General features: G+C 26.5%; 21 protein-coding genes and 1 CRISPR repeat array. Of the genes, 16 read left to right on the top strand and 5 right to left on the bottom strand.

Going from position 1 to position 22,196, the window contains the following annotated elements:
• The first annotated feature begins 389 nt into the window (after nt 1-389).
• The 8 genes from L6653_RS08655 to cas2 are packed head-to-tail and all read left to right on the top strand — an operon-like array spanning nt 390 to nt 8,818.
• The gene (locus L6653_RS08655) at nt 390-1,076 is read left to right on the top strand and encodes a CRISPR-associated protein Cas6 (RefSeq protein WP_236786847.1); all 687 of its coding nucleotides are present in this window, start codon (nt 390-392) and stop codon (nt 1,074-1,076) included.
• Nucleotides 1,077-1,087: 11 nt separating this feature from the next.
• Nucleotides 1,088-2,857: a hypothetical protein gene (locus L6653_RS08650; protein ID WP_236786844.1), complete on the top strand. Its 1,770-nt coding sequence runs from the start codon at nt 1,088-1,090 to the stop codon at nt 2,855-2,857.
• Nucleotides 2,844-3,797: a type I CRISPR-associated protein Cas7 gene (locus tag L6653_RS08645; RefSeq protein ID WP_236786841.1), complete on the top strand. Its 954-nt coding sequence runs from the start codon at nt 2,844-2,846 to the stop codon at nt 3,795-3,797. Before L6653_RS08650 ends, L6653_RS08645 begins: the two co-directional genes overlap by 14 nt.
• 1 nt (nt 3,798) lies before the next feature.
• On the top strand, nt 3,799-4,536 hold the full coding sequence (gene cas5b, locus L6653_RS08640; protein WP_236786838.1) for a type I-B CRISPR-associated protein Cas5b: 738 nt from the start codon (nt 3,799-3,801) through the stop codon (nt 4,534-4,536).
• On the top strand, nt 4,526-7,048 hold the full coding sequence (gene cas3, locus L6653_RS08635; protein ID WP_236786835.1) for a CRISPR-associated helicase Cas3': 2,523 nt from the start codon (nt 4,526-4,528) through the stop codon (nt 7,046-7,048). Before cas5b ends, cas3 begins: the two co-directional genes overlap by 11 nt.
• Nucleotides 7,045-7,530 carry a CRISPR-associated protein Cas4 gene (cas4, locus tag L6653_RS08630; protein WP_236786833.1) on the top strand — a complete coding sequence of 162 codons (486 nt, stop codon included), beginning with the start codon at nt 7,045-7,047 and terminating at the stop codon, nt 7,528-7,530. The genes cas3 and cas4 overlap by 4 nt, the downstream gene beginning before the upstream one ends.
• An 8-nt stretch (nt 7,531-7,538) precedes the next feature.
• Nucleotides 7,539-8,537 (top strand): type I-B CRISPR-associated endonuclease Cas1b, encoded by a 999-nt coding sequence (gene cas1b / locus L6653_RS08625; protein ID WP_236786830.1) that lies wholly within the window; start codon nt 7,539-7,541, stop codon nt 8,535-8,537.
• Nucleotides 8,537-8,818 (top strand): CRISPR-associated endonuclease Cas2, encoded by a 282-nt coding sequence (gene cas2 / locus L6653_RS08620; protein ID WP_236786828.1) that lies wholly within the window; start codon nt 8,537-8,539, stop codon nt 8,816-8,818. The genes cas1b and cas2 overlap by 1 nt, the downstream gene beginning before the upstream one ends.
• Nucleotides 8,819-8,955: 137 nt before the next feature.
• Nucleotides 8,956-12,348: direct repeats of the CRISPR family, unit length 30 nt; unit sequence GTTGATTATTAACATTTGATGTATTGAAAT.
• A 401-nt stretch (nt 12,349-12,749) separates the two neighbouring features.
• Here the strand turns inward: cas2 and L6653_RS08615 are convergent.
• Both L6653_RS08615 and L6653_RS08770 read right to left on the bottom strand, forming a co-directional pair.
• Entirely contained in the window at nt 12,750-13,529 is a 780-nt protein-coding gene (locus L6653_RS08615) for a Cof-type HAD-IIB family hydrolase (RefSeq protein ID WP_236786826.1), read from the bottom strand.
• Between the two features lie 69 nt (nt 13,530-13,598).
• Nucleotides 13,599-13,724 carry a hypothetical protein gene (locus L6653_RS08770; protein ID WP_256444852.1) on the bottom strand — a complete coding sequence of 42 codons (126 nt, stop codon included), beginning with the start codon at nt 13,722-13,724 and terminating at the stop codon, nt 13,599-13,601.
• Nucleotides 13,725-14,059: 335 nt separating this feature from the next.
• Here L6653_RS08770 and L6653_RS08610 point away from each other — a divergent pair, with 335 nt between their 5' ends.
• Genes L6653_RS08610 through L6653_RS08595 form a run of 4 tightly spaced genes read left to right on the top strand, consistent with a single transcriptional unit; the run spans nt 14,060 to nt 16,830 of the window.
• The gene (locus L6653_RS08610; protein WP_236786824.1) at nt 14,060-15,370 is read left to right on the top strand and encodes a cytosine permease; all 1,311 of its coding nucleotides are present in this window, start codon (nt 14,060-14,062) and stop codon (nt 15,368-15,370) included.
• Between the two features lies 1 nt (nt 15,371).
• Nucleotides 15,372-15,551: a hypothetical protein gene (locus tag L6653_RS08605; RefSeq protein ID WP_236786822.1), complete on the top strand. Its 180-nt coding sequence runs from the start codon at nt 15,372-15,374 to the stop codon at nt 15,549-15,551.
• Nucleotides 15,539-16,285: a GntR family transcriptional regulator gene (locus tag L6653_RS08600; protein WP_236786821.1), complete on the top strand. Its 747-nt coding sequence runs from the start codon at nt 15,539-15,541 to the stop codon at nt 16,283-16,285. The genes L6653_RS08605 and L6653_RS08600 overlap by 13 nt, the downstream gene beginning before the upstream one ends.
• Nucleotides 16,286-16,287: 2 nt before the next feature.
• Complete coding sequence (locus tag L6653_RS08595; protein ID WP_236786819.1) at nt 16,288-16,830, top strand: nucleoside deaminase; 543 nt, start codon at nt 16,288-16,290, stop codon at nt 16,828-16,830.
• A gap of 77 nt (nt 16,831-16,907) precedes the next feature.
• Here the strand turns inward: L6653_RS08595 and L6653_RS08590 are convergent, their stop codons facing one another.
• Nucleotides 16,908-17,420 carry a nitroreductase family protein gene (locus L6653_RS08590; protein WP_236786870.1) on the bottom strand — a complete coding sequence of 171 codons (513 nt, stop codon included), beginning with the start codon at nt 17,418-17,420 and terminating at the stop codon, nt 16,908-16,910.
• A gap of 138 nt (nt 17,421-17,558) precedes the next feature.
• Here L6653_RS08590 and L6653_RS08585 point away from each other — a divergent pair, with 138 nt between their 5' ends.
• The gene (locus L6653_RS08585) at nt 17,559-18,266 is read left to right on the top strand and encodes a phage minor capsid protein (protein WP_236786817.1); all 708 of its coding nucleotides are present in this window, start codon (nt 17,559-17,561) and stop codon (nt 18,264-18,266) included.
• A complete protein-coding gene (locus L6653_RS08580; RefSeq protein WP_236786816.1) occupies nt 18,263-18,478 on the top strand; it encodes an LSm family protein in 216 nt (71 codons plus the stop codon). The genes L6653_RS08585 and L6653_RS08580 overlap by 4 nt, the downstream gene beginning before the upstream one ends.
• Nucleotides 18,479-18,617: 139 nt before the next feature.
• Here the strand turns inward: L6653_RS08580 and L6653_RS08575 are convergent, their stop codons facing one another.
• A complete protein-coding gene (locus tag L6653_RS08575) occupies nt 18,618-18,977 on the bottom strand; it encodes a hypothetical protein (RefSeq protein ID WP_236786814.1) in 360 nt (119 codons plus the stop codon).
• 569 nt (nt 18,978-19,546) lie between these two features.
• Nucleotides 19,547-20,593 carry an endonuclease/exonuclease/phosphatase family protein gene (locus L6653_RS08570; RefSeq protein WP_236786812.1) on the bottom strand — a complete coding sequence of 349 codons (1,047 nt, stop codon included), beginning with the start codon at nt 20,591-20,593 and terminating at the stop codon, nt 19,547-19,549.
• Nucleotides 20,594-20,685: 92 nt separating this feature from the next.
• Here L6653_RS08570 and L6653_RS08565 point away from each other — a divergent pair, with 92 nt between their 5' ends.
• Nucleotides 20,686-21,195, top strand: coding sequence for an AI-2E family transporter (locus tag L6653_RS08565; protein WP_236786810.1), 510 nt, complete (start codon nt 20,686-20,688; stop codon nt 21,193-21,195).
• A 113-nt stretch (nt 21,196-21,308) separates the two neighbouring features.
• On the top strand, nt 21,309-22,175 hold the full coding sequence (locus L6653_RS08560; protein ID WP_236786807.1) for a DegV family protein: 867 nt from the start codon (nt 21,309-21,311) through the stop codon (nt 22,173-22,175).
• Nucleotides 22,176-22,196 lie beyond the last annotated feature (21 nt).

The raw sequence follows: 22,196 nt of genomic DNA, 5'->3' as shown, positions 1-22,196 counted from the left end.
TGAGTCTCACTAAATATATAAGCTCATTTTTTAAAAATTTAAATATAATGGTGTAAAAGAGTATAGTTTTAAAACTTAAATACTATCTCTAGGGGTATTATAAATCATAAATATAAAATTAACAATGTTTGAGGGGGAGAAATTTTTTTGAAAATAATATAAATTTTTTAAAACAATAATGAACTTGTGGTTAAAATTTTCATAAGAGGTAGAGTATTTATATATTTAATTATTAACTTGATAAGTATTGAAATGTTAAAAATTAAAATATATAAATATTTGATTACTAACATGAGATGTAAAAAATTTGACATTTTTTAAAATGATGATATTATAAATATATAATCAGTTAATAATTATAATTGAATTTTCTAGAAAGGAGGCAGAAAATGAAGATTTATGAACTGAAAATAAGAACTTTCTTGCTAGAAGATATTGATTCGTCAGATTCTTTGGGATTTATTTCTAAGGCTATAATTTCTTATTTGTCAGAAAATGAAAAATTTTTAAATATGCATAATGCAAAAAATTATAAATCCTATTGCCATGATAATCTATATCCAATAAAAAAGTTCTACAAAAAAAATATGGTCTATCAGTATAGAATTAGGTCAGTTGATGGGGATTTTGTAAATTATATGTTAAATGGTTTTTCCGATTATAAGGATAAGGTTTTCAAAAATTTGACTGTTGATGTTAGGATAATTCCAAAATCACCGATTTCAAAATTATTTAGCTTAAATCCTATAATAATAAAAAATGATTTTGGATATTGGAAAGATAATTTGACTTTAGAAGAATTTGAAAAGAGAATAACAGATAATTTAATAAAAAAATACAAATTTTTTATTGATGAAAATGTAGAAGAGGGAAAATTTTATACAAGCCTTAAATTTTTAAATGGAGGACCAATCGCTTTTAAATTTAAAAATATAAGACTTTTGGGCGATAAGCTTGAGCTGGAAATCAATATGGATAAAAGAAGCCAAGACTTAGCTTATTTTGCTCTTGGTGTTACATTTAGTGAAAATTCAGCTTATGGGGCAGGATTTTTGGGATATAAATATTTAATTTAGGAGGTGATTATGTGCTAGAAGAGTGTTTGGAAATTTTTAAGAAAAATTTGGACGAAGATCCTGACATGGTTTTGAGAGGATATATTCCCAAAGACGGTAAATATTATCTTGTTACTATGAAAGAAGAAGGTCCTTGGGAAGTAAGTCCAAGTTTTAAAATTAAATATGACAAAAAAGAAAAGAAAATTGAAAATCAACCATTAAATTATTCTTTTATTAGAGATTTGGATTTTAATTCCAATCTCTTAAACATGAACAAAAGCATAGACAATAAAAAAGCTATTCATAGTTCTAATTATTATAGTTTTTTCTTCAAGGAAAATATTTATGAAGATAAGATTAATAAAGATGCAATAGAAAGATATTTTTCAATTTTAAAAAATCCCTTAAAAAAATATAAGGATAAGAAAGCAAAAAATCTTTACTTAGAAAATGAAGGGAAATTGGGTAGCGTCAATGTAGATGAGGCTGAAAAAATCGAAAAGTGGCTTGTTGAAAATATTGATAATAAAAATATCTTTGATATTGATACAAGCTCAAAAGATTATTTCAAAATATTTTTTGTCTATGAAGATGAAGAAAAAACAAAAAAAGCTTACCAAAGGGAGCAAGATAGGTATTTACTTACCAATTTATTTAATAAGAATAAATATAATATAGAAGTAAATGGCAAAACTTACGGAGTTTCTGATTATAATTTAGGAATAAATGATAAAAAGCCTTATTTGGAAAATTTATCAAGAAAGGTAAAACAACCTTATTTAATAAGTGCAGATATGGCGAAATTACAAAATTTATTTTTTTCTTACCTTTCATCATCTGTAAAAAGAGGAAATAATAGAATATATTTCAATACAGGAAACAAAGAAATAAGTTTTGAAAAAAATAAAAATTTCATAGGTTTTGAATTGTTCTTGTATCCTGAAAAAAATGAAGCAGCAATTTTAGACTATAATATTTATTCAAAAGATTTTGATGATATAGAAATTCAAATTAACCAATACATTCAAGAATATTTGCCAGAAAATGCTAAAGCCGAAGATTTTTCTAAAAGAGAAGAAAAATACGGACTTATTACTGAAAAAAATACACTTTTAAATAAAATAGATTCAGTTTTTTTCTATAATTATTACCAAAGAAATAAGTATAATTTGGAGAATTTGAATATAAAAGAATTGAATTTTAAAATGATAATTTTAAACTATGGGAAAAGCTTGGAATTTGCCATAATAAATAATAAAAATAAAGAAATAGTTAGGATTTTAAATAGACTTTTGGAAGATTCTATTAAATATTCTCTTTTAAATGATTATAAGACCAAGGCTATAACCCAATTTAATTATTATTTATCTTTGAAAGAATATTATGAAAAAAAGGAGGAAAATTATATGGATTTTCAAGAAAATATGAAAAGAAAGTTGGAATCAGCTGGAGATATTTCTCTTGAAGGTGACAAGGAAATCTTGTTTGCCCTTGGACAAGTTTTGAGAAAATTGCTTAATTATTCAAATATTGGCGATAAAAATTTAACCTTTATTAGGAATTTCTTGGGTGGACAAAAAACTTCTAGGATAATTGAAAACTTAGAACATTTGCTTGTAACTTATGCACACAATATTAGCGCTAAGGATGTAAGGCTTAATAGGGCTGTAAGCCAAATTCTTGTTCATAAATTTGATAATAAAAAGGCAGAAGATAGGTGGATAATAGCAGGTTTTTTAGATGAATCATATCTTTATGGAAAAAAACTAAGTGAAGGAGAAGAAAATGACAGAGCTTAATAAGAGAGTTTATGGAATTATTGGTATAGGATCAAAGATGGCAAATTGGAATGCAGATTTTTCCGGATTTCCAAAATCTTTGTCTTCAGGTGAAATTTTTGGATCAGATAAGGCTTTAAAATATACTATGAAGAAAAAATGGTCTGAACAAGGCGAGAAGGTAATTTATATAAAAAGTTACACCATAGGAGATAAGGGAAACTTGATGCCTAGAACTTTAAAGGAAAGATATGAACAAGTTTTTGATACAGAAATAAAATCTGGTGAATCTGAAAAAATTCTGACCAACTTATTTATGGCAACAGATGTAAAAAATTTCGGGGCTACTTTTGCAGAAAAAGGAAATAATATTTCAATAACTGGAGCTGTGCAAATTTCCCAAGGAATGAACAAATATGAAGACAGTAAAGCTCAAGTTCAACAAATTTTATCTCCTTTTAGAGATCCTAATGCAAAAGAAAAAAGTAAATCAGGAGAAGATGCTCAAAATTCTACTTTGGGAAATAAAATTGTATCTGATGAAGCTCATTATTTCTATTCTTTTGTAATAAATCCAAAAGCTTATGATGATTACAAAAAATTAGGAGTTACAGAAGGCTATAGCGAAAAAGATTATGAAAAATTTAAATTAGCTGCAACTGATTCTGCAACTTCCTATGCTACAAATGCAAAAGAAGGAGCAAACAATGAATTTTCTATGTTTGTTGAAACAAAATTAGATACTTATCTTCCAAGTCTTGCAAATTATATTAAATTTGAAAAAAATTCTGAAGAAAACTCAAAAGATAAAATAATTTTCACAGGAAAATCTATTCTAGAAAAAAGAGATGATATAGAAAAAATTAAAATTTATTACGATAATGAAAAAATAGACTTGGTCGATTTTCCAGACAATATAGAAATTTATAATATATACACAAGAGAAAAAATCGAGGCTTAATATGAAAGCTTTGAGATTTAGATTAAGTGGGAAAACAGGTTTTTTCAAACAGCCAGATGTAAATACTTATCTATATTATACTTATGGACAAATTCACAGAGTTGCCCTTTTAGGACTTTTGGGAGCAATTGTTGGGTACAAGGGCTATAACGAAAAAGGCAGGGAAAAATATCCTGAGTTTTATAAAAAATTAAAAGATCTTAAAATATCTGTAGTTTCTGAGGGGAATGATGGGATTTTTGATAAGAAGTTGCAACTTTTTAATAATTCTACAGCTTTTGCATCGAATGAAGAAGGTGGAAATCTTATAGTAAAACAAGTTTGGCTAGAAAATCCTTCATGGTTAATTTATATTTTGTTAGATAATGACCAAAGTGAAATGATAAAAGAATATATTTTAAATAAAAAAACAATTTTTACTCCTTATCTTGGAACAAATGATCACATGGCAAATATTAATGATTGCAAAATAGTAGATTTAGAAAAAAGTGATGAAAATATTATAGATTCTCTATTTTTAGCTGAAGATTTTAAACTTAGGTTAAAAAGTAAGATTTATAAATATGAAGAAAATCTTCCATTTTTCCTAGAAGAAGATACTGAAAGATATATAAGAAAAAAAACCTTGGCAAGCAATGGAGAAGTTAGGAAAAAATCAAATAAAAATGTCATATTTAAAGATTTAGATAATAATTTAAAACTTGCTTTTTACAGTGAAGAAGGAATATATGAAGCTTGATTTTATAGTTAAAAATTCCGACAATTATCTAGCTCATATTGATGGAGTTGGAGATAGTAAAGAAAAATTACAAGATCATATAAATAAAACTTTTAAATATTATGAAAAAATTATAGAGGAAAAAAACTTGGGAAAAGTCTTTGAAAGATTTTTCCTAGGTATTTTTGATCAAAAAGAGGGATATTCACATTTTAAAGATTTGATAGATTCAGTAATTTTATTTCATGATTTGGGAAAAATTAATTCTAGGTTTCAAAGAAATAAATTAAAAAATTTTGAACTAGACCTTATAGATTTGGGAATAGAAGGAGAACATTCTATACTTTCATCATTTATTTACGTTTATATCTTTGTTGGAAAAATTAAAAAATTAGAAATTGATGATGAATTAAAAGAAAAATTTTATTATCTTATTTTTTTAAATGCTTTTGTAATTTCAAGACATCACAGTGATTTATCAGACTTTTCATATTCAATACATAATTTTTTTGATTTATTTATTGATGAAAGAAGCAAGTTTTACAAAACCTTAAAATATTTAAAGAAAGATAAAAACATAAAAGAAGAATTTTTTGCTAATTTCGAGGAAATTACAAATGACATTATGGATCTTGTTTATGATTTTGATATGGATTTTTCTTATACAGATTTCAAAAAGTCAAAATCCAAAGAAATATATATTTACACAAGACTTATATATTCTATTTTAGTTGCATCTGATTTTTATGCTACAACTGATTATATGAATGGATATAAGACAAATCTTCCTCAAATAAATAAAAACGACCTCATAAAGATATACAATAATTCAAAACTAATAAAAAGTATTAGAAAAAGCGAAAAGGATAAATCTTATGAGAAAAAAGAAAATATAAATGACCTTAGGACGAAAATTTTTCTAAATGCAGAAAAAAATTTAGAAGAAGAAAAAGATAAGAATATATTTTTCCTAGAAGCTCCCACAGGTTCTGGCAAATCTAATACTGCTATGAATTTATCTTACAAATTATTAAATAATCAAATTAATAAAATAATATATGCCTATCCCTTTAATACTTTGGTGGAACAAAACAAAAATACTCTTTTAAAATATTATAAAAAAACAAGCATTGAAGAAAAAATTTCAATTATAAATTCAATTACACCTATTGAAAAAAGTGACAATGATGATTTTATGAAAGATTGGGATTATTATATAAAATCACTTCTTGATAGGGAGTTTCTTCATTCTCCCTTTATAATCACATCTAATGTAGGGCTGTTTAATACGCTTTTTTCAAATAAAAGAAAAAATATATTTGGTCTTTATCAAATTACAAATTCTGTAATTGTTTTGGATGAAATCCAAGCCTATAGGGAAGATTTGTGGAATGAAATTATAGAAATGTTAGAAATTTATGCCAAGATTTTTAATTTAAAAATAATTATTATGTCAGCAACTCTTCCAGATCTATCAGCTTTGTTAGATGATGATAAAAAGAGAAATATAGGAAAATTAATTAAAAATCCAAGAGAAATGTTTAATGAGCCTTTATTTAAAAATAGGGTCAAAATAAACTATGATTTGTTGGATTTGGGAAGAATTGACTATGACCATCTTTTAAATCATATGAAAGAAAATATAGGAAATCACAAAAAAATATTGGTAGAATTTATAAGAAAAAAAGATGCGGAAAATTTTTTTAAAATCTTAAATGAGGAAGAATTTTTCTATCAATACAATATTTTGATTTTAACAGGTGATGATAATTTGAGAAGAAAGGCTCAAGTTATCGGACAAATAAGTGGAAAAATTGATAAAAAAACTATATTAATTGCAAGTCAAGTTGTAGAAGCTGGAGTTGATATTGACATGGATATTGGTTACAAAGATATATCTATGCTTGAAAATGAAGAACAATTTTTGGGAAGAATTGGAAGATCGGATTTAAAAAATGATGCTGTAGCATATTTTTTTGATATGTCAGATGAAAAGAAAATTTATAAAAATGCTCAAGATATTTTAACATTAAGAAATAAGGATAGGAGAAAAGATCTTGAAACTAAAGATTTCTCTAGATATTTTGCCTTAAAATTACAAAAAGCAAAAAATGATAGGGATGAATATGCTTATATAAATTTTGAAAAAGACCTTGTTAAATTAAATTTTGAAAAAATATCCAAACACATGGAATTAATTGATGATAATAGGCAAATGGTTGAATTATTTTTAAATAGAAATTTAAGGATAAATGGAAAAGAAATAAATGGATCTGAGATTTGGACTCAATACACAAATCTTATTGAGAATAAAGATATGGATTATAGTGAAAAAATTGTAAAACTTTCAGAAAAGAAAGCTCAAATGTCAGATTTTCTATATAGAATTTCAAAAAGAGATTTTGTAAAATGTATTGGAAAAGCAAATGATATAATAGGAAATCTTGTTTATATAGAAGATGGGGAAAGATATATTTACAGGGAAAGATTAAATTATAAAGATGAAAATGATGAATTTGAGGACATAATATGAATGGAACAATAATAAATTATTATTTTCATTGTAAAAGACAGTGCTATTTGTTTGCCAACAAATTGAATTTCGAAGATAACAGTGAACTTGTAAAAATAGGAAAAGAAATCCACTTAAATAAAAGCGAAAACAAGAAAAATTCTGAGATAAAAATAGACAATATAGTGGTTGATAAAATTACAGATAAATATTTGGTAGAAATTAAAAAGTCAGATGCAGACAAAGAAGCTGCTAGATGGCAACTTTATTATTATCTTTATATTTTGAAGAAAAAAGGAATAGTCAAAAAAGGAAAATTAGAATTTGTTGAAAACAATCAAGGCAAAAAAATAGAATATTTGGACTTAGATGATGGAAAAGAAAAAGAACTAGAAAAATTACTTAAAGAAATAGAAGAATTTATTTCAAAAGAAAAAATCCCAAAATTCAAAAAAATTAAGGGATGTACCAAATGTGCTTATTATGAATATTGCAAGATTTAGGTGAAAGTATGGGAAAAACAAAATATCTTTTAACAGATGGACAAATAAAAAGAAAAGACAATTCCTTGTGCTATAGGGTAAATGGTAAAAATGTTTATTTACCAATAGAAAGCATAAGAGAGCTTTACATACTAAGCGAGACTACAATCAATACAAAATTATTAGATTTTCTTGCAAGTAAGCATATAGTCCTACATTTTTTTAATTATTATGGAAACTATTCTGGAACATTTTATCCAAGGGAAAAATATATAAGCGGAAAACTTTTGGTTAAACAAGTGGAAGTCTATAATGAAAAAAGAATAGAAATAGCAAAAAAAATTGTAGGAGCAATAGGGAAAAATATCTACCAAGTTCTTTATCATTACTATAAACATGATAAAAAAGAAGTGAAAACTTTCCTTGATTATCTAAAAAATGAAATTCCAAAAGAGCTTGATAAGGCAAATGATATTAAACAAATTTTATATATAGAAGGAAAAATTTGGCAAGGATTCTATGATTCTTTTAAATATTTTCTAAATGAAGATTTTATTTTAAATAAAAGAGTAAGAAGACCCCCTGATAATCCAATAAATGCTTTGATATCATTCGGAAATTCACTTTTATACACAAAAACTATAACGGCAATCTATAGAACTCACTTAAATCAAGCCATAAGTTATTTGCACGAACCAAGTGAATCAAGATTTTCTCTTTCCCTAGATATGTGTGAAGCATTCAAGCCTATATTAGTATTTAAAACAATTTTTGATTTAGTAAACAATAGAAAAATTAGAGTAGAAGATCACTTTATAAAAGAGCAAAATTATTGCATACTAAACGATGAAGGTAAGAAAATATTTATAGCAGCTTTTGAAAAAAGAATAGAAACAAAATTTAAAAATGAAAAATTAAAAAGAAATGTGAGCTATCAAACACAAATAAAACTAGATTGCTATAAATTAATAAAATATATACTAGAAGACAAAGAATTCGAACCATATTTATTAGAAAGGAAATATTAGTGGCAAAAAATTACAATTATGTATTTCTATTCTATGATGTTGGAGAAAAAAGAGTAAATAAAGTCTTTAAAATTTGCAAAAAATATTTAACTCACCACCAAAATTCAGTATTTAGAGGAGAAATAAGCCCATCAAAAATTATAGCTTTGAAAAGAGAAATTGAAAAAACAATAAAAAAAGAAGAGGACTTTGTAACAATAATAAAAATGTATAACAAAGAAACCTTCGAAGAAGAAACAATAGGAAAATACAAATCACTTGAAGAAGATCTAATAATATAAATACCAGCAAAAACAAAAGAATTTGAAAAAACAAAGAAAAGCAAAAAGTAGAAATAGCTGGTAAAAAATCAAAGAATCTAATAAAATAGGTAATATAATGATGGGATGTATATTTAAAATGTGTATTTTATATTGGTGTTGATTATTAACATTTGATGTATTGAAATAATATAGTATTTACAATGCATAGAAGAATTTTATCAGTTGATTATTAACATTTGATGTATTGAAATTTCTCTTACTGTTTTCAAGGTTGGACTCTCTTCTTCGTTGATTATTAACATTTGATGTATTGAAATTAAGACTTGGGTAGATATTTATCCTTATAGGTAAGAGTTGATTATTAACATTTGATGTATTGAAATTCATATTTGTAGCCTTTTAAATTAGTATCCTTATCGTTGATTATTAACATTTGATGTATTGAAATCTTAGTCGAAATGGGGATTGGTGCTTGGTTTTTGAAGTTGATTATTAACATTTGATGTATTGAAATATGTCTTGTTCCAAAAGCCAGCCTATATATACTCCTGTTGATTATTAACATTTGATGTATTGAAATACTGCTTGTGTAACAGCTTTTTCAAAGCAATTTTTAGGTTGATTATTAACATTTGATGTATTGAAATAAGAATTAAATAAATTTTTGATATTTCCTATATAGCCGTTGATTATTAACATTTGATGTATTGAAATTATATAATTCCCCATGAATGTCGCAAAAGATAATACGTTGATTATTAACATTTGATGTATTGAAATTATTTATTTTCAGATTTTCGAATTATAGCAGCATGCGTTGATTATTAACATTTGATGTATTGAAATAAATAATCATCAATATTGGTTATATTGTTATAAGCGTTGATTATTAACATTTGATGTATTGAAATTCTGTTAGTTCTTTCAATAAATCCGGATCAAAATCTGTTGATTATTAACATTTGATGTATTGAAATAAATTTACAATAAAAAATAGCAGTTTAACGACATACGTTGATTATTAACATTTGATGTATTGAAATAAACATAAATAACAATCTCCAAAAATAAAGAACAATGTTGATTATTAACATTTGATGTATTGAAATTTTTGATAGTAGTGCTGTGTGTCAGCTTTTGCGGGTTGATTATTAACATTTGATGTATTGAAATTTTTTAACACTTTTCTTATTATTTTTCTTCATATAAGTTGATTATTAACATTTGATGTATTGAAATATTATAAGTAAGCATTGATTTTCTTGACCATTAACAAGTTGATTATTAACATTTGATGTATTGAAATCAAGGTAATTATAATCTATATTGTCGCCCAATGTGTGTTGATTATTAACATTTGATGTATTGAAATAAAATAAAAGTAAATAAAAAAAGATAGCCGATATTGTTGATTATTAACATTTGATGTATTGAAATAAAATAAAGATGCTTTTTTTATTTAAAATAAATTTAGTTGATTATTAACATTTGATGTATTGAAATGAGTTTGAAACTGGACTTGTAGGAGTTGGTAAAACAAGTTGATTATTAACATTTGATGTATTGAAATACATTTTGATGTTTCTCCCAATTTGATATGCTTATGTTGATTATTAACATTTGATGTATTGAAATTTGTATGCTAAATCTACAATTGCACCAGCTATTCTAGTTGATTATTAACATTTGATGTATTGAAATTAAGGGATAATATAAATAATATTGTTAAGATTAATAAGTTGATTATTAACATTTGATGTATTGAAATTTCCTACCAAATAACGCTAATGTTAGACATAAAACACGTTGATTATTAACATTTGATGTATTGAAATGATGTATATCAAGCAATACATGCTATTCAAGGTAAAGTTGATTATTAACATTTGATGTATTGAAATGATAATCTTTTGAATTTATTTCCAAACCACTATCTGTTGATTATTAACATTTGATGTATTGAAATACTTCTTTACTTTCACTTACAGTTTGTGTAACAGTTGTTGATTATTAACATTTGATGTATTGAAATATTAATAAAAATGAACTAGAGGACGTCTATGTTTTGGTTGATTATTAACATTTGATGTATTGAAATAATTCTTCTTGTGTAACTTCTTGTCCTTCATATTTGGTTGATTATTAACATTTGATGTATTGAAATACAGCTAGCAAGTGGAACAACAACGGTTAAGCACAATGTTGATTATTAACATTTGATGTATTGAAATTATTTTCATACAGCTTGGGCAAACTCTTCTGATGGAAGTTGATTATTAACATTTGATGTATTGAAATTCAACTACCAGAACTATCCTGTTATCATTCCCTATTGTTGATTATTAACATTTGATGTATTGAAATTCAACTACCAGAACTATCCTGTTATCATTCCCTAGTTGATTATTAACATTTGATGTATTGAAATGTGGTTGTCTAAAAGAAGAAAATAGAAAAATATATGTGTTGATTATTAACATTTGATGTATTGAAATTCTCCAAGAACTTTCAAAACCGTTTCAAATACTTCTGTTGATTATTAACATTTGATGTATTGAAATGTACTACCAATACCGACTATCTAACAATAAAGTAGTTGTTGATTATTAACATTTGATGTATTGAAATTTTAATATCGTAACGTCTTTTTGTATTTGGTTTACCCGTTGATTATTAACATTTGATGTATTGAAATATATATGTTGGTAAAAAAGTAACTGCCCAATAATAGTTGATTATTAACATTTGATGTATTGAAATTAGGTATTTACAACAAAATCTATAGGCGTACTTCTTGTTGATTATTAACATTTGATGTATTGAAATTCTGTAATCTGATCAAGACGTTTATAATTGTCTAACGTTGATTATTAACATTTGATGTATTGAAATAATGCTAACTGTAAAAATGTATTTATAACAACGTATGTTGATTATTAACATTTGATGTATTGAAATACTTCTTTTAAATAGTCCAATTTATTATTTTTATAAGTTGATTAATAACATTTGATGTATTGAAATACAAGTATTGTCAATGCTATTTCTCCTTTAGCTGGTTGATTAGTAACATTAGATGTATTGAAATAAAGTTTCTATTGCCAATGAATCAGAATAAGTTCTCATGTTGATTAGTAACATTAGATGTATTGAAATAAACCTTTTGAGAAATTCTAATGTGCCTGTATCCAAGTTGATTAGTAACATTAGATGTATTGAAATAATACTGGGTACCAGCTAGGTTTTATTTCATAAAATGTTGATTAGTAACATTAGATGTATTGAAATGCTATAGTTGAACTTGGTAATAATTATGTTACAAGTTGATTAATAACATTAGATGTATTGAAATTTACCATTTTTTCCCTTTATTCTATCTGTAAAAATTGTTGATTAATAACATTTGATGTATTGAAATTTACAGCTTTAACAAAGCACGTAAAGACGCTATCGGTTGATTAAGAACATTAGATGTATTGAAATATGCTTGGAGAATCTTTTAAATATGTTGCTCCAGTGTTGATTAATAACATTAGATGTATTGAAATAAGGAATTTGATATCAAAGTCGATGACTTTTATAAGTTATTAGTAAAATTTATTGTATTGAAGTGATTTCTTCTTTGAATTTTAGTGCGGGATAAAGGAGTTATTGCTAATTTTTAATTTGAGTTTATTTCAAAAATGACTAAAATTTATTAGTATTTTGTTTGATATATTTAAAAAGACAATATAATAATTTTTAAATTTAATAAATAATTTGATAGAAAATACTTTCATTAACTAGAATCCCAATAAGAATAAATAAAAAAAGGTCTTGATTTAAATATTCACATCAAGACCTTTTTGTTGTAAAAATATTGAAAATTTTATTATATCAAAATTTGAAATCGTAATTAATTTTAAATTTTTAATTCCTATAATAAAAAATAATTCTGATACAAAATCAACTAAATTAATCCTTTTTCTTTTAAATAATAATAAATCCCATCATCATCTACGCTTTTACACACATCATAGGAAATATTTTTTAAATCATCTGATCCGTTTTCCATGCAAATTCCATATTTTATAGCTTCAAACATTTCCAAATCATTGTTTCCATCACCAAAAGCCATGCATTCGTCCTTTTTTATATTATAATATGACAAAACTTTTTCGATTGCTCTTCCTTTTCCGCCGTTTTTTGGAATCAAATCTACTGCCCTGTCCCACCAAGCTGCAATTTTGGTTGTCAAAACATTATCCATGGCTCTTTCATATTCATAGTTTTTTATTGGTAAAATTGCTTGGTAAATTTCTTCATTTTCAATAAATTTTTCAAATTTTTCATAAATTTCTGGCTGACTTCCTCCAAAGGAAAAATATTCTTCCAAATCAGGATTTGTACCATTACAAGCATAAATTTCCTTACTTGCAACAGCCAAAGGCTTATCCATAGCATTTCCATTTTCAAGTAGGGTAAAAATATCCTTTTTTGAAAGGGGATTTTTGAAAATATCTTCTTTTTCATTGAAAACCAAAGATCCATTAAAATTTAAATAAACATCAAAGTCAATTCCCCTAAATTTTGGAAGCTGGATTGGCGCTCTGCCGGTTGCAACACAAATTTTAATTCCATTTTCCTTAAGCTTATTCAAAGCAAATACCGACTTTTCTGAAATATCATCTTTATCGAGAGGCACAAGGGTGCCGTCGATGTCAAAGAACACTATTTTTATATTTTTCATTATTTCTCCTAATCTTTTCTATATGCAAACTCAACACGCTCTATAATCACTTATTATTTTTTGAAAATATCATAAATAATTATTTTGCAAAATTTTTAATGCATTTAATTCCGCGGGGTAAATGTTAAAATTTTGCCACTGGCAAATTTTTAAGCCATTTACCACATCAAAAAATATCATTTTTACATTTTTCATTATTTCTCCTTACTCTTTTATATGTGCATACTCAACACGCTCTTTTATCACTTGTTATTTTTAAAAATATCTTAATTAGCTATTTTGCAAAATTTTTTATTTATTTAAGTCCGCGGGGTAAATGTTAAAATTTTGCCACTGGCAAATTTTTAAGCCATTTACCACATCAAAAAATATCATCTTTATATTTCTCATTATTTATGCTAAATTTTTTAAATTTACATTTATATTATAGCATAGAATATTTTATTAATTATATTAAAACCTTTTCAAAACTTTCGCATTATGATATACTATAGCAAAATAGGTAATACCTTTTATTTTAAGGAGGAAGCATGAACGACAAAATTAATGTTAGAAGTACGGAATATGTTGATATGGATTTTGAAAATTCAGCAGTTCCAAAAGATGCAAGAAAAAGTTTTTGGTCAATTACTATTGTTTGGCTGGGATTTGTTTTTGTTATTACAAGTATGATGACCGGAGGAGGACTTGCTAGCGGGTTAAGTTTTAAAGAAATATTAACTGCTATAAGTATTGGAAATATTTTTCTTTGTTTTATTGCTGTGGCAATCGCTAATATGGCAAGTAAAACTGGCTTAAGTTTTGCTCTTATAACTAGACATACTTTTGGTAATAAGGGTTCTAAAATTGCAACTTTATTTGTCCCAATAGTTAATATTGGTTGGTACACAATCCAAGCTGCTACTTATGGAAAATTTATTTCAAGCGTTTTGGGGATAGAAGGTTATGGAGAATTAGCAATATTATTTTTGTCTGCAATTGTAATGGGAATTTTTTCATTTGCTGGTATTAAAGCGATTACAATTTTAGGTTATGTCGCTATTCCTGCAATAATTTTCCTTTCTCTTGGAACAGCTCTAAAATCCGGAAATATTTCTGGATGGGATAAGATATTTTCTTGGCAAGCTGCTGATAAAATGTCTTTGATTAATGGAATAACTATAGTTATTGGTACTTGGATTTTATCGACCGCTACTTGTATTGCTGATACAATGAGATTTGCTAAAAATTCCAAGGAAGCAATGATTAGTGCTTGTGTTGGATTATTGGGAGGAAATAGTCTTTTAATTATTTGTGGTGCAATTGCCGGCATAGGAATGAATGACAGTGATTTAACTGCTGTTTTACTAAAATTAGGTTTGGTTATACCTTCTTTGATTTTGATGACAACAAATATTTTTACAACTAATGCGGCAAATTTATATTCTTCTTCATTGAATTTGGCCAATACTTTTTCTACAAATAGAAAGAAAATAATAAGTATAGTGTTGCTTGCATCTGGACTTTTGTGTTTAACAAAACCTTATGATATTGCTGTTTTATTTAAATTTTTAAATCTTTTAGGAGTAATTGTTCCGCCATTAGCTGGAATAATTTTATCCAATTATTATGTTGTTAACAAAAGATCTTATCCTGATTTGGATAGTAATTCTATTAAAGATTGGGATTTAATTCCCTGGATTAGCTGGATTTTAGCTCTTGTACTTGTTAAGATCTTAAATGGAATAGCAAGTGGGAAAAGTGCATTGAATGGTATTTTTGGATTACCAGCTTTAAACGGAATTTTAGCTGGGTTCATAATTTATACAGCTATATCTATATTTACTAAAAAAGGAGAATAAAATGGATGAAAAAATTATAAAAAAATACATGATGATTTCTGTCATTGGGATTATTTTGATGGGAATAGGATCTTTTATGTGTTGTCTTTCTTCTAGTAAATTTGGCATGAATTTGGGTACTGTCTTATTGTGCATAAGCATTGTATTATCAGTTATTGGTTTTTCTAAATGGCAACCTTAAAATCTAAAGATAATCTGAGAAATTTAGCAAGAAATCTTTTACTTGAAGAAATTAATGTTTTAATTGAAAATAATGAAAATAAACTTGATTCAGAAAAAAATCTTGCTAAAAAATTTAATATTAGCAGAGTAACTATAAGAAGTGCCCTATCTGATTTGGAAAGAGAAGGAAAAATCACAAGGCAGCACGGGAGGGGGACCTTTATAAGCTCAAATTTCAAGGATATTAAAGTTGATTTATTCAGAATGAAAACTTATGGAGAAATAATAAAGGATTTGGGATATAATTTGAAGGTCAAATCAATAGATACAAAAATTATTAAAACGCCAAATTCTTTTAAAAATATAAATTTGTACAATGAGGATAGGCTGATAATAAGTACTAGGATTTATTATGCAGATGATAATATTTCCGCCCTCTGCTTGGATTTTTTGCCCATAAAATATGAAGATAAACTAGAAGAAATCAAAGTTTATGATAATTCGATTTTTGATTATTTCTATAAAGTTTTAAAGATCAAAGTTTCTAACTCAAGCATAGAGTTTCAAGCTGCAGATTATGATGAAGTTTCTAATATTTGGGGGATTGATGAGATTTATTTGCCAAAAAAATCAATTCTAATAAAAAGTAAAGAGTATGATAATGATGGAAATTTAATTTTCATTTCAAAAGAATATGTTAATACGGATTATATACCAATAACAACAATTAGGCATAGAACAATGAAAGGTTAATTATGAAAAAAGAATTCAAAGTTGAATATGAGCAAAAAGATAATTATAAGCTATCAGATTTGAAAGATTTTGAAGTAAAATTATTAAAAAGAGTTTTGGAAATTTGCAAGGAGGCAAAAGAAAAGGGAAATCATCCTTTTGGTTGCCTACTTGCTGATAAAGAGGGAAATATTTTAATGGAACAAGGTAACGAGGAAGTTTCATTAAAAGGAGATTGCACAGCCCATGCAGAAGCTTTATTGATGAGAAAAGCATCACAAATTTATACAAAAAAAGAAATGAAAGAATTCACCCTATATAACTGTGCAGATTCTTGTGCTATGTGTACAGGAGCTATGTATTGGGGAAATTTAGGAAGACATGTATATATAGCAAGAGAATCAGAACTTAAAAAATATACGGGAGATGATATAAGAAATCCTACTTTAAACCTTCCAAGCAGAGTTGTTATGGCTAGTGGACAAAAAGAGTTTGAAACCCTAGGTCCTTTCACAGAACTTGAAGACGAATTTTTCAAGCTTCACAAAGATTATTGGAATAAATAAAAAAATCAAAATAAATCCCCTTATTGTTATAATTAGCAAAAGGGGATTTTAAATTACAAAATTTTTTATAATTTTTACTAGATGAATTTTACAGTTTCATCTATATTTTTGCGTTTATAATGATTTTCTAAAGCTTTTACTCCCTCTTTTGCATATCCTAAATCAATCATTGCGATAATTTTTTCGTTTTTTGGTAAAGAAAATTTCTCATGAGCCTTGTCTGGATCAAAGAAATTTACCCAGCATGAATCGACTCCTTGGCTTGCTGCTGCTAAGACCATGTGACTTGCTACAATTGTAGCATCTTCTATGCCTGAATTGTATTTTTCTCCTGGATATACAAAAGATTTACTTTCATCAAAAGCCACAAGCAAAACTACTGGGGCCTTGTATCTACAAGGTGTAAGCTCATCAATTTTTCTAAGGGCTTCGTCTGACTTTGCCACATAAATTCTTTGAATTTGCATATTTTTAGCAGTAGGGGCAAGTCTTCCAGCTTCAAGAATAATATCGAGTTTTTCTTTTTCAACTTCTTTTTCGCTAAAATTTTTACAAGAATAACGACTTTTAACAAGTTCAATAAAGTCAATAAAACCTCCTCAAATAATTATTGTTTTTATAAATTTACCCAATATTTAATTTTTAAATTATAAGCTATTTATTTTTGGAAAATGGAGAAGATATGGGATAAGTTTTATGGAGTATTAGAAAAAGTTTGGACTGAATAAATGTTAAATAACATTGACTCTGAATCTTTTGAATTTGAGGGCAAAGAATATACTTTCTACGAAGCAACTCAAAAGCAAAGACAAATAGAAAAAACTATCATAAAATACAAGCATAGAGTTATGATGTATGACAAGGTTGGAGATAGAGAAAATAAGCTAACAGCCCAGGTAAGATTGCAAAGACAAAGACAGACTTATAAAGAATTTAATAGGGCTGGAAAGCTTCATCCTATCAGTGTTTATGGGTATAATAGGAGTAAGACAAGTAAGGAAGTTTGGGCGAATAGAAAAGCACAAAAGAAAGCAAACATTCTTTACGATTTAGGGTCTGATAAAAAGAATTTAGATATATACTTAAAAGATAGACCACTTAGAAAATATATAAAAGAAAATAAAAACTTTGATAAATTAAAAGTCGGCAAACAAAAGAACCACCTAAACAATATGGAAAATATAAAAAATAAGTCTCAATTTAAAAACACCATAGAAGAAATAGAGACGGTATTTAAAGAAAACAGAGGTAGTGGAGAATTTATTAGGAGAGATAAATCTCAATTAACTGAATTGATTGAAGATATTAGACTTGATGGATATAACATTAATAGAGAAGGTGATGTAGTTAGTACAAATAGGGCAATCATACATTATTCTAAAAATGGATACCATATAGTCCCAACATTAAGAGAATTCAAGGAATTAAGAAGATGAACAAATATACAGGATTAGAAAATCTTAAAAAATATTCTAATAAAAAAATAAGAGTTACTACTAAAAATCAAAATGTATTTACTGGAGTTTATTCTATATACACACCAGCAGGTGATAATGATCCTGAAATAGAAAGTATAAGTTTAGAAACACCAGAAAGATATTACGATATCAATACACCAGATATTATCAAAATAGAAATATTAGACTAAGAACACTAACACTTGTTAGATGTGCTTTTTAATTATAGGAGATATTATATGTATATGGACGAAGAGAAAATGAAAAAGAAAATAGAAGAGATAGATAAAGAGATTGTAATACCAGCAGTTGTATCATTTTTTACCAGCCTTATAACCAATGTCCTTCTGTTATATATTTTATAACAAGGGTAGTTAGAATCGTTGTTATAAAAGAAACTAGAATCGGGGTTAAGATTGAATGTTTGAAAAACTTAAATTTTTCGTAACGTTTAATATTTTCATAGTCTAAACCATATTTAGTGATTTTTACCATAAAATCTCCAGAGACATATGGTTTGTATTTGATTAAACCTAAATCATCAAGGTATTCAAGATTGATTAATAGTTCATTAATTTCAAGTGTTGAAATTACTTCGTTTTTTAACAGTTTGTCTGAATGTATTGGATTAGTGGTATTCATTTTCTTTAACTCTTTAAGAATCTTTTTAGAGTTTTTGGACAGGTACATAGCTTTAACTCCTTTTTTAGTCTATTATACATTAATAAAAAGGAATATTTAATAATAAACAATAGTAAGCACTGATGATAATTTTATAGGTGCTTTTTTAGTACAAAACAGGAAGATATATGAGAATTATCGGCCTATTACAAGTATTATTTATAGGCTAAAGTTAACAAACTTTATTGATTGGTCTTGGTGGACTGTATTTAGACTTGCTTTATTATCAATAGATATAGTTGTAATCTCATCTATAGCTGCTGCAATAGTTATGAAAAATGAAATTAACAATTAGATATTATCCAAAACTACCGAATAGAAAATGGCTACTTAAAAGAGAAGTCGGAGCTTATAAACAGCACACACATTTTTCGTGCAAAAAAGATGCTGAAAATGTTAGAAAATTAATAAAAAATTAAAGAGTCTTACAAATATTTGAAATTACTTTATTAAATATTTAGGTCTAAGAAAAATTAGCTTGCAAAAATTTAGGAGAACTCTTGATTTTTTAGAAATGATTAAAAATCAAGAGCCCTATTTTGATTATTATATATTAGATAAGAATAATATTAACTCATTTATTTTAAAACAAATTCCATCACAACTGGGTTGTGGTCGGAGTATTGGAAATTTTCTTGTGTTTGAGTTTTGATATTTTTGATTTCTATATTATCTGTTGCCAAAAATCCATCTATAGTTGAAAGATAGGCGTTTTTTCCTGTATAAGGCTTATCGTTTACTACTGATGTTTTTCCACTTTTATCGCAATATAATTTTATATTATCTGTTAGCATTTCTTTTGGAAAAGGACTTGGATTCCAAATTCCTTCAGGCAATTTTTTATGAATTCCTGTAAGTTCTTGGTTGAAATCTCCTCCAACAATGACATAATTTCCTTTTTTGTATTCTTTGTTTACAAAATTTATAATTTCTTTTGTTTGGGCAACTCTTCCCTTATTTCCGGATTCGTAGGCATCAAGATGGACATTTACTATGACAAGTATTTTGTCGGAATTTTTTATGTCAATATATGATGGGTTGAAGGATCTTTTTAGATTTACAAGTCTTGTTGGAAATTTGTGGGGGATTTCTTGTTGGTACCTTTTTGATTTTTTTATTTTAAAATTTGTTTGGCTCATTATTCCCGATTCGACTTTTCCCATTGGTGGGATTGGATATGGTATAAAATCTGCCTTAAAATTTAGGGCAAAGCTTGTATTTCCACCTAGATTATTTCTGATTTTTTCTACTTGATTTATATGATATGTTCTTTTTGAATTTAAATCGACTTCTTGGAAGAATTTGATGTCGGCATCCATTTTTTTGCTTGATTTTATTATGTGATCTAGTGATTTTTCTACGTGCTTTTTATTTATCGGAAAGACCATTTTTCCTCCATCCATAAAAAAATCTGTATCTTTATCAAGTCCTGCGTAGCCAATATTCCAAGTCATTATTTTGTATTTTTCTCCAATTTCCGGCATCTTTTCACCCAGACCTTGGACTTTTACATTTTCAATTTTTTCTGGCCTGTACTCTTTTATCCAAAGATAGGACAAAAGTATTAAAAATCCTAGAAGAAAAATTCCTATAATTGAAAATATTATTTTAAATGTTTTTTTCATATTTCACCTCTCATATTTTAAAAATTGTCCTAAAAATTATTCTTAGTATAATATAAATACCCTAATTTCTATCGTATATTAAGGAAGGAAAAATGAAAAAAGAATTTTTAAAAAGATATTTGAAAGCGACTGGTCTTGCTTTAAAAGATTTGATCAAGGCACTTTTACTTTCATCATTAATAAATTTTGTTATTTTGGCAATAGGTCTTGGCGTTTTTAAAATTAAATATTTTATCCTAATAGCATTTTTGATAGCCCTAGTTGATCTTTTGCCATTTTTGGGAAGTGGGATTGTTCTTATTCCCTGGTCTGTAATTTTATTTTTTATGGGAGATGTTAAACTTTCTATTTCTCTTGCGATTTTATTTGTATTGACATTTTTAGTAAATCAAATACTTAGACCAATATTTTTGGGAAAATCTATCGGTTTAAAGCCGGTTTTTACTGTATTAATCACAGGAATTTCCATGTTGATACTTTCCCCAGGGCTTGGGGCTCTTGTCGGATCAATTATTTCTTTGATGCTTGGAGTATTTTTTGAAGTTAAAGAGGCGTTTGATATTGAAAAAAATAAAAAAGATGCAAACAAGCAGGAAAATTAATTATAAAAATTGTTTTAAGAAATGATGAAAGTATAGTGATAAAAAGTTGTAATTATAAATTGAAAAATATATATATTTAATTAATGGTAAATAATATATAAATTGGAGCTAATATGAAGAATGTAAAAATAATAGCAGATTCAGGCTGTAACATAGACCTAGATTTGGCAAATAAATATGGAATCAGAATCCTTCCTTTTAATATACATTTTAAAGACGAATCTTACATAGACCTAATAGATATTTCAAGGAAAGAATTTTTTAAAAAATTTAAGAAAAGCAAGGATAGGGTAAGGACCTCAACGCCTTCGATTGGTAATTTTTTGGAAATTTTGCAAGAGGAGTATGACAAGGGTTATAAAAATTTTATAGGTTTTTCTATGACCAAGAAATTTTCTGGAATGAACCAAATGATGAATTTGGGAAAAGAAATTTTTTCGGCTGACAAAGATGATGTTAAGATTGAAATTATTGACACTGATACAGCTACAACTGCAGCAATTTATCCAATAATAAAGGCGGCTGAACTTTCAAAAGAAGGCTATGATTTTGATTTTATAGTAGAAAAAACTAAGGAAAATTTAAAATATTGTAATGTAAGTGGTGTTGTAAAAAACTTTGATGCCCTTTCAAGAGGTGGAAGACTTCCAAAAGCAATAGGAAAACTTGCAAATCTTATTTCATTTTCCCCGATTTTATGTATAGAAGAGGGAGAAATTAAGATTTTAAAAAAAGTTAAGGGCAAGAAAAAATCCTATAAACTTTTTATAGAATATTTAAAGGAATTGTGCCAAAAATATCCTTCCTACCATCTTATAATTGGTGGAGGAGACAGTGATAAGGAAATAGAAATTTTAAAAGAAGGACTAAAGGAAGAAATAGAAAACGCAGAAAAATTTGATGTGATTGATATCACCCCAGTTATAGGTGTTCATTTGGGAAACGGGGTTATTTTATGTTCAGTTTTTCCAGCTGATTAATCAAAATTTTCAATTATTTTT

The sequence above is a fragment of the Anaerococcus ihuae genome (assembly GCF_928368155.1).
In the GTDB taxonomy this organism is placed as follows: Bacteria; Bacillota; Clostridia; order Tissierellales; family Peptoniphilaceae; genus Anaerococcus; species Anaerococcus ihuae.
The sequence above is the reverse complement of the archived record's forward strand: the minus strand, read 5'-3'. Positions and strand labels throughout refer to the sequence as shown.